This is a genomic window from Dactylosporangium sp. NPDC000555 (assembly GCF_040300025.1).
In the GTDB taxonomy this organism is placed as follows: domain Bacteria; phylum Actinomycetota; class Actinomycetes; order Mycobacteriales; family Micromonosporaceae; genus Dactylosporangium.
Window position 1 is genome coordinate 1 of record NZ_JBEPDB010000134.1, and the last position, 14335, is coordinate 14335.

Genomic DNA, 14335 nt, shown 5'->3' on the forward strand with positions numbered 1-14335 from the left:
CGCGGTGCTGCTCGCGGGACGTTGTGCCTGTTCAGGCGGCGTGACCGGCGGAGGCGGCGAGGGCGGCACCGGCCCCTGCACCGATCCGCCGCGCTGGTCGCTGCTCACTGGCGGGGTGTCGCCGCGGACACGGCGGAGCTTCTCGGAGTGCCGTTTGGCCAGGCCCCAGTCCCGATGCCGCGCATGCTCCCGGCGGAACTGCTCCTTCGCCGGAGAATAATGACGTGACCTGGTTCTGTCACGCATGGCAGCCAACTCCGCCCTAGAAACAATCCCAGCTGCCCCATACATGTAATCATCCCAGAACCCGACCGAAACCACCGCCCCAAACGGCAGTCCACAATGTCAAATAGTGCACGCTCATGCCGCCGTTGGTGCGCGACGGCCGGCCAGCCATCGTCACAGACGGTGACTGCCTCGACGGGCCGAGGCTGCCTGTCCTGCCGAGAGCCGGACGCCGCCGTTCGCCTACGATGCCGACGTGGGTGAGTTCGTGACGTGACATTGGCCTGGTGATGGGCCGCGTACGGCTCACTTTGCGCTGGTGTGGAGGGTCGTCTTCGAGGTCCCCGACCTTCAGGCCGCAGCCGCGCTACGTCGTCATCGCAAGGGCGGCACGCACCAGCCGGGCGAGATGGACAAGACAGTGGTGGGTACCTTCTGGCACAGGCTGCTATGAAGTCACACCGCCACGTCCGGCACGGCCGGCAGATCCGGTTCAGGACCCGAAAGTCAGTCAGATCAAGGGTCAGACCGACCGGCGCGAGACTCACCTGCATCCTCGCTGTCAGATCAGTGGGAGGCCGAACTCGCGGCCCGCGGCCCGTAGGTCGTCGCGGGCGGCCGGGTGGGCGGCGTGGTCGAGGATCTGCTGGGCCTGCTCGACCGAGTCGCGGCCCCAGATCGCGGCGGTGCCCTGATCGGTGACGATGAAGCTGTGCTGGAACGACGTTACCGGGCCGGACACCAGCGGTACCACCGCGGAGACGTCCGCCTTGGGGTGCCACGACCGTAGCGCGATGACGGCGTGGCCGCCGGGGGAGTGCATGGCGCCGACGATGAAGTCGGTCTGCCCGCCGAAGCCCGAGTGGGTGCGCCCGCCGATGCGGCTCGCGTTGGCCTGGGCGAACAGGTCGACCTGCAGGGCGCTGTTGATGCTCATCAGGTGCGGGTGGGCGGCGATCGTCCCCGGGTTGTTGGTCTTCTCGGTGCGCAGCATGCGCACCCGTGGATTGTGGTCGATCCAGTCGTACAGCTCGGCGGAGCCGAAGCAGAACGAGGCCGTCACGGGCGTGTCGCGGTCCAGGCTGCCCGCCTTCTCCAGCGCCAGGGCGCCGTCGGTGAACATCTCCGACCAGATGCGCAGGCCGCGCCGGTCGAGCAGGGCGTCGAGCGTGGCGTCCGGGATGGCGCCGATGCCGAGCTGCAGCGTCGCCTGTTCCGGCACGAGCGCGGCGACCCGCTCGCCGATGGCCCGCGAGGTCGCGTCGGGCGCGGCCACCGGGTGGGTGGCGAGCGGCTCGTCGACCTCCAGGAGGTAGTCGACGGCGTCCAGGTCCAGCAGCGCGTCGCCGTAGGTGACCGGCATCGCGGGGTTGGCCTGCGCCACGACGATGCCGCCCCGGGCGCGGGCCGCCTCGATCGCCGCGGGGAGCACGTTGACCTCGACGCCCAGGCTCACGGCGCCGCCCGTGGGCGGTGACGTGTGCAGCAGCACCACGTCGGGGGCGAGGCGCTGACGCAGCAGGTGCGGCACGAGCGACAGCCGGCACGGGAGGTACCGCAGGCGCTCCCCGCCGCGCATGCCCGGACCGACGAACGCGGTCTCGTGCACCACGCCCTCGCGGTCCGGGATGCCCGGCTGCGCGTTGAGCATGTTCAGCCGGAACTCGGCGAGGGCCGCGTCGGCGGCGGCCAGCAGCCGGTAGGGTGCGGCGAAGTTGCCGCTGGCCACGATGCGCGGCACGCCCGGTAGCGCGCCGAGGATTCGCCCGAGCTCGGACTCGGTCACCGTTCGCATGCAAGTCTCCTGTTCATCGCCGGCTCGGCTGCCATGAGCCGGCCCCAGCCTGCCCGAGCCGCGCCCGGTGGGCAGCGGGCGGAAGACCCTCAGCGGTGGTACGTAGGACCCGCACCGACGGGCTCGGCGCGGCTGAAGGCGGTCGACCGGACGGGAAGCGCGGTACCGGCGGGCAGCAGGACGTCGCGCAGCGGGCGGCGGGGGCCGGTGGCGACCGGCCGGCCGTATCCGATGCGCAGGATCATCTGCGGGTACCACCGGCCGCCCGGCGCCGCGAGCAGCCGGCGCAGGCGCGGCACCTCCAGCGCCTGCGTCATCGGCTGCGTGGCCAGGCCGTGCACCGCCGCGGTGAGCAGCACGCGCTCCAGCGCGCGACCGGCGTCGAGCCACGCGGCGCTGTCGTCGCCGAGGGAGTGCAGGACGACCAGGTTGGGGTGGCGCTCGAAGCGGGCCGCCTCGCGCTCGACGGCCGGCAGGGTGAGGCCGAAGTCGCGCACGGGCAGGGCGGCCGTCGTGGGCCTCGGGCCGAACGTCTGGGCCGGGATGCCGTCGGGCCGGTCGCCGCGGTCGGTGGTCCATCTCGCCAATTCCCGGTGGTACCGCGGATCCCCGCGCTGCCACGCCTCGGCCGCCTGGGTCAGCGCGAGGACGGCGCCGCGGCGCACCGGGTCGAGCGCCACGAGCCGCACCCCGTCGGCGGCCGCCGCGCGCCGCAGCAGCTCGATCGCGTCCACCGGCACCGGCACGTCGTCGTACGGGTCGCGGTTGGTCCGGCGCCGGGCGATCGCCCCGGCCAGCGCGCGGACGGACGGGCTCGCCTCGCGCCACGCCACGGGCGTGACCCGGGCGGCCGGGCCTTCAGGGCCGTCCGGCCCGGTGCGCTCCAGGCGGCTCGCCCAGCCCTCGGCCGCGAGTGCGAGGCGCAGGTTGCATACCGCCGCGCCGACGCTGATGTGCATCGCGCGGCCCTGCGGGTCGATCGCCTCGAGCGTGCGCTTCGGGTCGGTGTACACGTCGAATCCGGCGCCGTCGAAGCGGAACCGCCACGGCTGGGTGTTGTGGATCGAGGGCGCGGCGACCGCGGCCCGCAGGCACGCCGCGGCCGCTCGTTCGGTCAGCTGCTCGTTCATGCGCGGCCACCTCCATGCCGGTCGATCCCGGTCTCCAGCGTGGCCGGGCGTTGCGCGGGCCGGCAGAGGCGATGGTCCCGCTCCGGCGGGACCGGCGCGCCACCGGCCGCGGCTTCCGCGTCAGGTTGGTCGCGGCGTGGGACGCGGCCCGGCGGTGTAAAGAATTGCTGCTATCACAGCCAATCTTTACACCCTGCCGGCCGTGGCCCGAGCGCGGTGCGGCGGGACCGGCGCGCCGCCGGCCGTGGGCCGGGGACGGCCGGCCCGCGGCGCCGGGACGTTCGGCCGGTGCGCCGCGGGCGTGCCCGGGCCAGGTTGGATGCGGCGCGGCGCGCGAGCCGGCCGACAGGAGGCAACCCCATGCGTGTTCTCGTCACCGCGGCCAGCAAGCACGGCTCGACCGCCGAGATGGCCGAGCTGATCGGATCCGTCCTTGCCGGGCACGGGCTCGACGTCCGAGTGAGCGCGCCGGGCGACCTCGACGACCCCGGCGACCTCGACGGCTACGGCGCGGTCGTGCTCGGCAGCGCCGTCTACGCCGGGCACTGGCTGGGTGCCGCGCTGCGGTTCGCCGACCGGCACGCCGCCGCGCTCGCCACCCGTCCGGTGTGGCTGTTCTCCAGCGGCCCGATCGGCGACCCGCCGATCCCGGCCGATGACGCCGTCGACGTGGCGCGCGTCGTGGCGGCCGTGGTCCCGGTCGAGCATCGCGTCATTCCCGGTGCCATGTACCGGTCGCGGCTGGGCTTCGCCGAACGTGCGCTCGTCGCCGCCCTGCGCGCGCCGTACGGGGACTTCCGCGATTGGGCGGCGGTGCGCCGCTGGGCCCACGACATCGGCGCCGCCCTCACCGGCACCGCGGGCACGGGACCAACGCCCCCGCAGGCGGGGTCAACGGTCTCTGGGCCCGGCGCCTGACCCGGCGTGACGATGGGCTCGGACCGAACGGGTCCGTGCCGCCCCCGGGAAGGGAAGTGATGACGGTGACCGGGACTCTCGCCCCGCCGCCGGCGGAGCTGGGCGTGACCATCGAGGACGCCGGCTCCACGATCGACCGTCTGGTGCGCCGCGCGCAGCGTGCCCTGGACGACTACGCCGAGCTGGATCAGGAGCGGATCGACCACATCGTCAAGAAGGCGTCCGTGGCGGCGCTCAGCCGGCACGGGCACCTCGCCGAACTGGCGATCGAGGAGACCGGCCGCGGCATGTTCGAGGACAAGGCGGTCAAGAACGTGTTCGCCTCCGAGCACATCGCGCACAGCCTGGCCGGCCTGCGCACCGTGGGCGTGGTGGCGCGCGACGAGATCAACGGCATCGTCGAGATCGCCGAGCCGGTCGGCGTCGTCTGCGCCGTCACCCCGGTGACCAACCCGACGTCCACCACCGTGTTCAAGGCGCTCATCGCGCTGAAGACCCGCAACCCGGTCGTGTTCGCCTTCCACCCCTCGGCCCAGCGGTGCAGCGCCGAGGCCGCCCGCATCGTGCGCGACGCCGCGATCGCCGCCGGCGCGCCCCGGCACTGCATCCAGTGGATCGAGGATCCGTCGATCGAGGCGACGCAGGCGCTCATGGCCCACCCGGGCGTGGCCGTCATCCTCGCCACCGGTGGCTCCGGCATGGTCCGCGCGGCGTACTCGGCCGGCAAGCCGGCGCTCGGCGTCGGGCCCGGCAACGTGCCCGCCTACGTCGACCGGACCGCCGACGTGGTGCGCGCGGTCCACGACATCGTCGTGTCGAAGACCTTCGACAACGGCATGATCTGCGCCTCCGAGCAGGCCGTCGTCCTCGACGAGGCGATCGCCGAGCGGGCGCTGGCCGAGTTCGAGCGGCTGCACGCCCACGTGGCCACCCCCGACGAGAAGCGGCTGCTGGAGCGGTTCGTGTTCGGCGACGGCGCGAAGCTCAACGCCGACGTCGTGGGGCGCTCGGCGGCCTGGATCGCGGCCGCGGCCGGGTTCACCGTCGCCGAGGACACGTCGATCATCCTGGTGCCGGTCGACGGCGTCGGGCCCCAGGAGCCGCTGACGCGGGAGAAGCTCTGCCCGGTGCTGGCCATGCTGCGCGCCGGCTCGCGCGAGGAGGGCTTCCGCCTCGCCGAGCGGATGGTCGAGTTCGACGGGCTGGGCCACAGCGCCGTCATCCACGCCGCCGAGCCGGCCGTCGCCGAGGCCTACGGCCGGCAGGTGAAGGCGGTCCGCATCATCTGGAACTCGCCGTCATCGCAGGGCGGCATCGGCGACGTCTACAACGCCTTTCTGCCCTCCCTCACGCTCGGCTGCGGCAGCTACGGCCGCAACTCGGTGTCGGGCAACGTGTCCGCGGTCAACCTGCTCAACATCAAGCGGGTCGGGCGGCGCAACAACAACCTGCAGTGGTTCAAGGTCCCGCCGAAGATCTACTTCGAGCCCAACGCGATCCGCTACCTCGCCGACATGCCCGACGTGCACCGGGTCAGCATCGTCACCGACCCGACGATGACCCGCCTGGGCTACGTCGACCGCATCCGCGAGGCACTGCGGCACGGCGCGAACCCGGTCACGGTGCAGATCCTCGACAGCGTCGAGCCCGAGCCGAGCATGGCCACCGTGGAGCGGGGCGCCGAGCTCATGCGCTCGTTCCGCCCGGACACCATCATCGCACTCGGCGGCGGCTCGCCGATGGACGCGGCGAAGGTGATGTGGCTGCTGTACGAGCACCCCGGCACCGAGTTCGCCGACATGCGGGAGAAGTTCTTCGACATCCGCAAGCGGGCGTTCACGTTTCCGGCGCTCGGGCGGCTCGCCCGGCTCGTGTGCATCCCGACGACCTCGGGTACCGGCGCGGAGATCACCCCGTTCGCGGTCATCACCGACACGAAGACCGGCATGAAGTACCCGCTGGCCGACTACGCGCTCACCCCGAGCGTCGCGATCGTCGACCCGGTGCTCACCGCCGACCTGCCGCCGGCCGTCACCGCCGACAGCGGGTTCGACGCGCTGACGCACGCCACGGAGGCGTACGTTTCGGTGTACGCCAACGACTACACCGACGGCCTCGCGCTGCACGCGATCAAGCTGGTGTTCGAGAACCTCCCCGCGGCCGTGCACCGTGGCACGGCCGACCCGGTGGCCCGCGAGAAGATGCACAACGCCGGCTCCATCGCCGGCATGGCCTTCGGCAACGCGTTCCTCGGTATCGTCCACGCCCTGGCGCACACCCTCGGCGCGACCTTCCACATCGCGCACGGCCGCACCAACGCGATCCTGCTGCCGCACGTCATCCGGCACAACGGGAAGGTGCCGGCGAAGCTGACGGCGTGGCCGAAGTACGAGCGTTACGTGGCGCCGCAGCGCTTCCAGGACATCGCCCGCATGCTGGGCCTGCCCGCCGACACGCCCGAGCAGGGCGTCGAGTCCTACGCCAAGGCCGTGGAGCGGCTGCGTGCCGAGGTCGGCATAGAGCCCTCGTTCCAGGCGGCCGGCGTGGACGAGCAGACCTTCCTGGAGGCACTGCCGCAGCAGGCGATGAACGCCTACCTCGACCAGTGCGCACCGGCCAATCCGCGCATGCCCATGATCGCCGACCTCCGCGAGATCATGCGCACCGCCTATTACGGTACCGCCGCGGCGTGAACGGCGCCCGGCTCCACGGACCGTCGGTCCCGTGGAGACGGGACAACCGGCCCTGTCACCGGGGCGGCGGCCGGAAGAGGCTGAAGGGGAACAACCGACGAGGGGAGCAGGCCATGACGCAGCCACCACGCGCCGAGATCGACCAGGTTGCCGAGGCCTCGATCGCGGCCCTGCGCGCCCCGTCCGTGTTCAACACGCAGCCCTGGCGCTGGCGGCTGGCCGGCGAGTACGGCGAGCTGTGGGCGGACCACTCGCGGCAGTTGGCCGGGCTCGACCCGCAGGGGCACCTGCTGCTGCTCAGCTGCGGCACGGCCCTGCACCACGCGACGGTGGCCCTGCTCGCGGCCGGCTTCGCCGCGGACGTGTCGCGGCTGCCGGACCCGAGCCGGCCGGACCTGGTGGCCCGGGTGCGGCAGGGAGACCGGTGCGAACCGGACGACCTGCTCTACCGGGCCATCTACCAGCGACGCACGGACCGGCGCCCGTTCGGCGACGAACGGCCCGGCGAGGCGGTCCTGGAGGAGCTGCGCGCGGCGTCCGCGCGGCACGGCGTGCACCTGCATGTCGTGCGCGCGGATCAGGTGACCGCGTTCGCCTCGGCGGTGGCGCACGCCGGGACCGTCGAGCACGACGACGCCCACTTCCGCGACGACGTGCTGGCCTGGACGACCCGCGCGCGCAACGACCGCGACGGCATCTCGGCGCGCAGCGTCGTGCCGCCCACGAGGCGGACCATCGCGCCGCGCGACTTCGCCCAGGCATGGCCGGCGGCGCTCGAGCCGGGTCCCGGGAGCGATCTTGGCACAGTGTACGTCGTGCTGGCGACCGACGGCGAGGAGCCGCGCGACTGGGTGGCCGCCGGCGAGGCGCTCTCCGACGTGTGGCTGACGCTGACGGCACGCGGCCTGGCCGCCTCGCCGATCAGTGAGGTCGTCGAGGTCGGCGCGGTGCGTCAGGCGCTGCGCCGGCTGCTCGGCGGTATCGGCAGTCCTGCGATCGCGATGCGGATCGGCACACCCATCGGGGACAATGGACCCGTCCCGGCTTCCGTACGCCGCTGCGGCACCGAGGTCGTCGGCCTGCCGTGACAGACGTGAATATTCCCGCCGTGACCTCGACGGCGGCCGTACGCGGCCCGAAGCGGTACCACAAAACCGAAGGAAGGAATCAGCGGTGACCACTGTCGCGGAACGTCAGGTGGGTCAGCTCAGCGACGAGGACGTCGCGCAGCTCGACGCCTGGTGGCGAGCGAACAACTACCTCACCATCGGTCAGATCTACCTTCAGGGCAATCCACTGCTGCGCCGGCCGCTCGAGCCGGGCGACATCAAGCCGCGCCTGCTGGGCCACTGGGGCACGAGCCCCGGGCTGTCGTTCATCTACGCGCACGCGTCTCGGCTCATCCAGCTCACCGGCCAGCGCACGATCTACCTCGCCGGCCCGGGCCACGGCGGGCCGGCGCTGGTCGCGGCCGGTTATCTGGAGGGCACCTACAGCGAGATCTACCCCGCGGTGTCGCAGGACGAGGCCGGCATGCTGCGGCTGTTCCGGCAGTTCTCCAGCCCGGGCGGCATCCCCAGCCACGTGTCGGTGACCACGCCCGGCTCCATCCACGAGGGCGGCGAGCTCGGCTACGTTCTCGTGCACGCCTTCGGGTCGGTGATGGACAACCCCGACCTGCTCAGCATCGCCGTCGTCGGCGACGGGGAGGCGGAGACGGCCCCGCTGGAGGGCTCGTGGAAGGGCATCTCGTTCCTCAACCCGGCCCGCGACGGCGCGGTGCTGCCGATCCTGCACCTCAACGGCGCGAAGATCGCCGGGCCGACCGTGCTCGCGCGCAAGGACCCGGCCGAGGTCCGCGCGCTGCTGGAGGGCCACGGCTACGAGGTGCTCGAGGTCAACGGCGATGATCTGCCGGGCATGCACCACCGGTTCGCCGCGACGCTCGGCGAGGCGTGGAACAAGATCCGCGCGATCCAGGACGCCGCCCGTGACGGCGAGTGGGACGGCACGCGCCCGCGCTGGCCGATGATCATCTTGCGCTCCCCGAAGGGCTGGACCGGCCCGGAGCAGGTCGACGGCGTCCAGGTCACCGGCACGTGGCGGTCCCATCAGGTACCGCTGTCGGGCGTGAAGGAAAACCCGGAGCACCTGGTGCTGCTGGAGCGCTGGCTGCGTTCCTACCGGCCGGAGGAGCTCTTCGACGACGCCGGGGCACCCGTCGGGCTCGTGCGGGCCCTGGCCCCCGAGGGCGAGCTGCGGATGAGCGCCAGCCCGCACGCCAACGGCGGGGTCCTGACGAAGGACCTGGACATCCCCGACTTCCGCAAGTACGCCGTGGACGTGCCCGAACCCGGCACGACCCGCGCCGAGTCCACCCGCCGCCTCGGCGAGATGCTCCGCGACATCTACAGCGACAACCCCGACCGGTTCCGCCTGTTCTGCCCCGACGAGACCAACAGCAACCGCCTCGGCGCGGTGTTCGAGGTCTCCGACCGCGCCTTCGCCGAGCGGGTCACCGCCGACGACGTGGCGATCGGGCGCGACGGGCGGGTCATGGAGGTGCTGTCGGAGCACAACTGCCACGGCTGGCTGGAGGGCTACAACCTGACCGGCCGGCACGGGATGTTCGCCACCTACGAGGCGTTCGCCATGGTGTCGGCGTCGCAGACCGTCCAGCACGGCAAGTGGCTGCAGGAGGCCAAGCGGCTGGCCTGGCGGGCCAAGGTGCCCAGCCTCAACGTGCTGCTCACGTCCACCGCCTGGCGCAACGACCACAACGGCTTCTCCCACCAGGGGCCCGGCCTCATCCAGGTGGTGCTGACCCAGCGCGGCGACGTCGCCCGGGTCTACCTGCCGCCGGACGCCAACTGCCTGCTGTCGGTGGCCGACCACTGCCTGCGCTCGCGCTCGTACATCAACCTCATCGTCATCGACAAGCAGCCCCAGTTGCAGTGGCTGTCGATGGATGAGGCGGTCGAGCACTGCACCCGCGGCGCCGGCATCTGGCAGTGGGCCGGCACCGACGACGGCTCCACCGACCCGGACATCGTGCTGGCCTGCGCCGGCGACGTGGTCACGATGGAGACCGTCGCCGCCGCCCAGATCATGCGGGAGCGGCTGCCGAAGTTCCGGGTCCGGGTCGTCAACGTCGTGAACCTCATGACGCTGCCGCGGGTCAAGGACCACCCGCACGGCATGAGCGAGACCCAGTTCACGGAGCTGTTCACCGACACCGTCGACGTGGTGTTCGCCTTCCACGGCTACCCGGGCGCCATCCACCAGCTGATGCACGGCCGGCCCGACGCCGACCGCTTCCGGGTGCGCGGGTTCGTCGAGGAGGGCACCACCACGACGCCGTTCGACATGACGGTGCGCAACCGGGTGTCGCGCTACCACCTCGTCATGGACGCCCTCAACAACGCCAAGCGACTCCCGCCCGGCGCCACCGAGCTCAAGGCGTGGTGCGAGCGGAAGCTCGCCGAGCACGAGGCCTACGTCGTCGAGCACCTCGAGGACATGCCGGACGTGCGGGACTGGAGCCTGCGAGGAGGGGTGCAAGCATGACCGTTCCGGAGCGGAGCGAAGCGGAGGTCTCGGCGTGACCGTGTCGGTCACCGATGCGCTGGCCGCGGCGGCGGATGCCGCCCGGCTGGCGCCGTCGATCCACAACACGCAGCCGTGGCGGTGGGTCGTGCGCGGCGACCGGCTGGAGCTCTACGCCGTGGCGGACCGGCAGCTGCGCGAGCAGGACCCGGACGGCCGGCTGATGGTGCTCAGCTGCGGTGCCGCCCTGCACCACGCCCTCGTCGGGCTCGCCGCCGAGGGCTGGAGCGGCCGCGTCGAGCGACCCGCCGGTGAGCCCCTCGCCGTCGTGCACGCCGAGCGGCACGACCCCGCCGACCCGCACGCCATGCGGCGCATGCAGCTGCTGCGCGTGCGGCGCACCGACCGCCGCGTGGTCAGCGACGAGCCGGTACCGGCGGACGTGCGGCAGGCCCTCGTCGACGCGGCGCGGCGGGGCGGCGCCCGGCTGCACGTGCTCAACCGCGACCAGGTGCTGCAGCTGGCGGTGATGATCGAGCACTCGGGCGAGGCCCAGCAGCACGACGAACGGATGCGGGCCGAGACCGCGACGTGGGTCGGCGGCTCCCGGCCCGAGGGCACCGGCCTGCCGGACGCGGTCATCCCGGCCGAGCTCCCGCTCACCACCGTCGCCGAGCGCGACTTCGGCGTCTCCGGCAGCCTCACCGCCGGCGCCGGCCACGACACCGCGGCGTCCTACGCCGTGCTGTACGGCGACGGTGACGAGCCGGGAAACTGGCTGCGGGCCGGCGAGGCGCTGAGCGAGGTGTGGCTGTCGGCCACGGCCAACGGCGCGACCGTCCTGCCGCTGAGCAGCCCGGTGGAGCTGGGCTTCACCCGGCAGGCGCTGCGGCGCATGCTCGGCGAGACCGGTTACGCGTACCTGGTGCTGCGGCTGGGGACCGCGGACCCGGACCACGCCGGCCCGCCGCACACCCCTCGCCTGCCGGCCGAGCAGGTCATCGAGACCGTCGAGTGACGACCTTCGCGTGACCTCCGCTTGCAAAGGCGGCGGCGGTGCGGGCATCCCCCCCGGGTGCCCGCACCGCCGCCAGTTTTCGCGCCGCCCGGCCGTTACCGGTGGGCGTTCGCGTGGGTGTTGTGCCGGTCCAGCCGGGCCTGCAGCCGGTCCTGGAGCAGGTCCAGCGCCTCATAGGGCGTGTCGGCGGACGCCTCGGCGTGCAGGACGTGGCCGTTGAGGTCGATCTCGGCCCGTGCCGTCACCGGCCGCATCGCGGCGGGGTTGCCGATCCGGTCCAGCCGGACCCGCGTGTACAGGACCGGCCGCGCCGTGTGACCGAGCACGGCGGTGACCTTCTCGCGGGCGTACTGCTGCAACTGTGGCTCCATGCCGTCCTGCAGTTGCACGTTGACCTCGACCTCGTCGTGAATGCGCGACATCGTCGTCGTCCTTTCGCAGCCCCGGCGGCGGGGATCCGGCCGCTCGAGATCATTTGATCTCCAACGCCCGGGCCGGCTCCAGGGTCTTCCGTCCCGACCGCACGGACGTAAGGCCCGTTCCGGCAGGGCCTCGTTACTGCGGGCGGCTGGTGAGGTAGCCGCCCATCGTCCGGAAGTAGTCGACGGCGGGCAGCTCGGAGCCGTCGGCCGTGCGCACCCGCTCGACGGCCAGCCCGTGGCTGTCGCCGCGGCGGGCGTCGGCTCCCGCGACGATGACGACGGCGTCGCCCTCGCGGATGAAGATCCGGCCGGGCGTGCCGCCGTACCGTCCATTGGAGACGGACGCGGCCACGATGCGGATCCGCTCGCCCTTGTGGTACGTGAACGCGTTCGGGTACGGGTCGGACTGGGCCCGCACGAGCCGGTCGAGCTCCTCGGCCGACCAGGTCCAGTCGATGCGGCAGTCCTCCTCCGAGCGTTTGTGGAAGAAGCTGGCCCGCGTGCGGTCCTGCCGTGTCCAGTCGGTGCGGCCGGAGGCGATGAGGGCGAGCGCGTCGACGGTGATCGGGCCGAACAGCGCGAGGGTCTTGTGGAACAGGTCGGTCGTGGTGTCGCGGGGGCCGACCGGCACCGCGCGCTGCAGGACGATGTCGCCGGCGTCGAGCTCGCCGTCCATCATGTGCGCGGTGACCCCGACCTCGGGCTCGCCGTTGATGAGCGCCCAGATGAGCGGGGAGAAGCCGGCGTAGGCGGGCAGCAGCGAGTCGTGGACGTTCAGGGTGCCGAGGCGGGGCAGCTCGAAGATGCGCGGGGGAATCCAGGTCCGCCAGTTCGTCGCGACGATGACGTCGGGGTCGGCCCGCTTGAGCGCATCGAGCAGTTCGTCGTCGTCCGGGCGGTCGCGGACGAGCACGTCGACGTCGTGCCCGGCGGCGAGGTCGGCGACCGAGTCGCTCCAGATCCGCTCGTACGGGTGGTCGCTCGCCGGGTGGGTCACGACCAGCGTCACCTCGTGCTCGGACGCCAGCAGGGCCTGAAGGGTGCGGTGCCCCCAGGTCTGATACCCGAACATGACGATGCGCATGGCTCCTCCTGCGAGCGGTCCGAGAGCGTTACTGCCATCGATCGGCAGTTAGGTTAGTCTAACCTCACTTCACCTCGTGACAGCGAGCGAAAGTAAGGTTAGGCTACCTTAACTTCGCGCCGTGGGCGCCGGGGTTGGGGTCGCCGAGCCGGGCTCGGCGTGACGATGGGACTGCGATGCCACAGACGCGTCACGATGGCGCTGCGCCCGTGTATGACCTCGTCGGGGTCGGTTTCGGTCCGTCCAACCTGGCCCTGGCGATCGCCGTGCACGAACGCAACGCCGAGGTGGGCGACGCGTCCGCCGCCGGCGCCGTGTTCCTGGAGCGCCAGCCCGGGTTCGGCTGGCACCGCGGCATGCTCATCGAGGACGCGACGATGCAGGTGTCCTTCCTCAAGGACCTGGTCACGCTGCGAAACCCGCAGAGCTCGTTCAGCTTCCTGTGCTACCTGCGGGAGCGCGGCCGCCTGATCGACTTCGTCAACCACAAGAGCCTGTTCCCGCTGCGGGTCGAGTTCCACGACTACCTCGAATGGGCCGCCACGCGCGTCGACGCCATGGTCCGCTACGGCCACGAGGTGACCCGCGTCGTACCGGTGATCTCCGACGACGTGGTCGAGGCGTTCGACGTCGAGGCCCGCGACGGCACGGGAGCCGTCACCGTGTTGCGCACCCGCAACGTCGTGCTCGCCGGCGGGCTGAGCCCGGCGCTCCCGCCCGGCGTGACCCCCTCCGCGCGGGTGTGGCACAGCCGCGATCTGCTGACGAACGCCGAGCGGCTCGCCGGCGCCGACCCGTCCCGGTTCGTCGTGGTCGGGGCCGGCCAGAGCGCCGCCGAGGTCACCGCGTTCCTGCACGAGCGGTTTCCGGCCGCCGAGGTCTGCGGGGTCCTGAGCCGGTACGGCTACAGCCCCGCCGACGACAGCCCGTTCGCCAACCGCATCTTCGACCCCGGCGCGGTCGACGAGTTCTTCGACGCCTCGGCGCAGGTCAAGGCGATGCTGCTGGCCTACCATGGCAACACCAACTACTCGGTCGTGGACACCGACCTCATCGAGGCGCTCTACCGCCGCGTGTACCAGGAGAAGGTCCTGGGCCGGGAGCGGCTCCGGCTGCTCAACGTGACCCGGCTGGTGGCCGCCGCCGACGAGGGCGAGCGGGTCGCGGTGACCCTCGAGGCGATGCTCACCGGCGAGCGGACCGTCCTCTCGGCCGACGTGCTCGTCTGCGCCACCGGCTACCACCCGGCCGACCCGTTCCCGTTGCTGGGCGACTTCGCCGAGCGCTGCGAGCGGGACGAGCACGGACTGGCCCGCGTCGACCGGGACTACCGCCTGCGCACCGACGGCGGGGTGCGGGCCGGGGTCTACCTGCAGGGCGGCACCGAGCACACGCACGGCCTCAGCTCGTCGCTGCTGTCCAACACCGCCACCCGGTGCGCGGAGATCCTCCAGTCGGCCCTCGCCCGCCGCGACGCCGGGCCCGTCATGTCCGGCCCGGCCCG

Annotated in this window: 11 protein-coding genes; 6 read left to right on the forward strand and 5 right to left on the reverse strand. The window is 72.4% G+C overall.

What is annotated here, in order from left to right; genetic code table 11:
- The 3 genes from ABT297_RS40810 to ABT297_RS40820 all read right to left on the reverse strand — a co-directional run.
- Positions 1-246 (reverse strand): hypothetical protein (locus tag ABT297_RS40810; RefSeq protein ID WP_350558780.1); only part of this gene is annotated, 246 nt, incomplete at its 3' end.
- Positions 247-787: 541 nt separating this feature from the next.
- Positions 788-2020 carry an acetyl-CoA hydrolase/transferase family protein gene (locus ABT297_RS40815; RefSeq protein ID WP_350558783.1) on the reverse strand — a complete coding sequence of 411 codons (1233 nt, stop codon included), beginning with the start codon at positions 2018-2020 and terminating at the stop codon, positions 788-790.
- A gap of 89 nt (positions 2021-2109) precedes the next feature.
- On the reverse strand, positions 2110-3150 hold the full coding sequence (locus ABT297_RS40820; RefSeq protein WP_350558786.1) for an Acg family FMN-binding oxidoreductase: 1041 nt from the start codon (positions 3148-3150) through the stop codon (positions 2110-2112).
- Between the two features lie 360 nt (positions 3151-3510).
- Here ABT297_RS40820 and ABT297_RS40825 point away from each other — a divergent pair, with 360 nt between their 5' ends.
- The 5 genes from ABT297_RS40825 to ABT297_RS40845 all read left to right on the forward strand — a co-directional run bounded on the left by ABT297_RS40825 (position 3511) and on the right by ABT297_RS40845 (position 11325).
- On the forward strand, positions 3511-4068 hold the full coding sequence (locus tag ABT297_RS40825; RefSeq protein ID WP_350558789.1) for a flavodoxin domain-containing protein: 558 nt from the start codon (positions 3511-3513) through the stop codon (positions 4066-4068).
- Positions 4069-4133: 65 nt separating this feature from the next.
- Positions 4134-6761 carry a bifunctional acetaldehyde-CoA/alcohol dehydrogenase gene (gene adhE, locus ABT297_RS40830; RefSeq protein WP_350558792.1) on the forward strand — a complete coding sequence of 876 codons (2628 nt, stop codon included), beginning with the start codon at positions 4134-4136 and terminating at the stop codon, positions 6759-6761.
- A gap of 113 nt (positions 6762-6874) precedes the next feature.
- Complete coding sequence (locus ABT297_RS40835) at positions 6875-7849, forward strand: Acg family FMN-binding oxidoreductase (RefSeq protein WP_350558795.1); 975 nt, start codon at positions 6875-6877, stop codon at positions 7847-7849.
- Positions 7850-7934: 85 nt separating this feature from the next.
- A complete protein-coding gene (locus ABT297_RS40840) occupies positions 7935-10328 on the forward strand; it encodes a phosphoketolase family protein (RefSeq protein WP_350558798.1) in 2394 nt (797 codons plus the stop codon).
- 34 nt (positions 10329-10362) lie between these two features.
- Entirely contained in the window at positions 10363-11325 is a 963-nt protein-coding gene (locus ABT297_RS40845) for an Acg family FMN-binding oxidoreductase (RefSeq protein ID WP_350558801.1), read from the forward strand.
- Positions 11326-11420: 95 nt separating this feature from the next.
- Here the strand turns inward: ABT297_RS40845 and ABT297_RS40850 are convergent, their stop codons facing one another.
- Complete coding sequence (locus ABT297_RS40850) at positions 11421-11747, reverse strand: HPF/RaiA family ribosome-associated protein (protein ID WP_350558804.1); 327 nt, start codon at positions 11745-11747, stop codon at positions 11421-11423.
- 133 nt (positions 11748-11880) lie between these two features.
- Positions 11881-12831, reverse strand: a complete 951-nt coding sequence (locus tag ABT297_RS40855) for a methionyl-tRNA formyltransferase (protein WP_350558807.1) — start codon at positions 12829-12831, stop codon at positions 11881-11883.
- 176 nt (positions 12832-13007) lie between these two features.
- On the opposite strand from ABT297_RS40855, the gene ABT297_RS40860 reads away from it, so the two are divergent.
- Positions 13008-14335 (forward strand): lysine N(6)-hydroxylase/L-ornithine N(5)-oxygenase family protein (locus ABT297_RS40860; RefSeq protein WP_350558810.1); only part of this gene is annotated, 1328 nt, incomplete at its 3' end.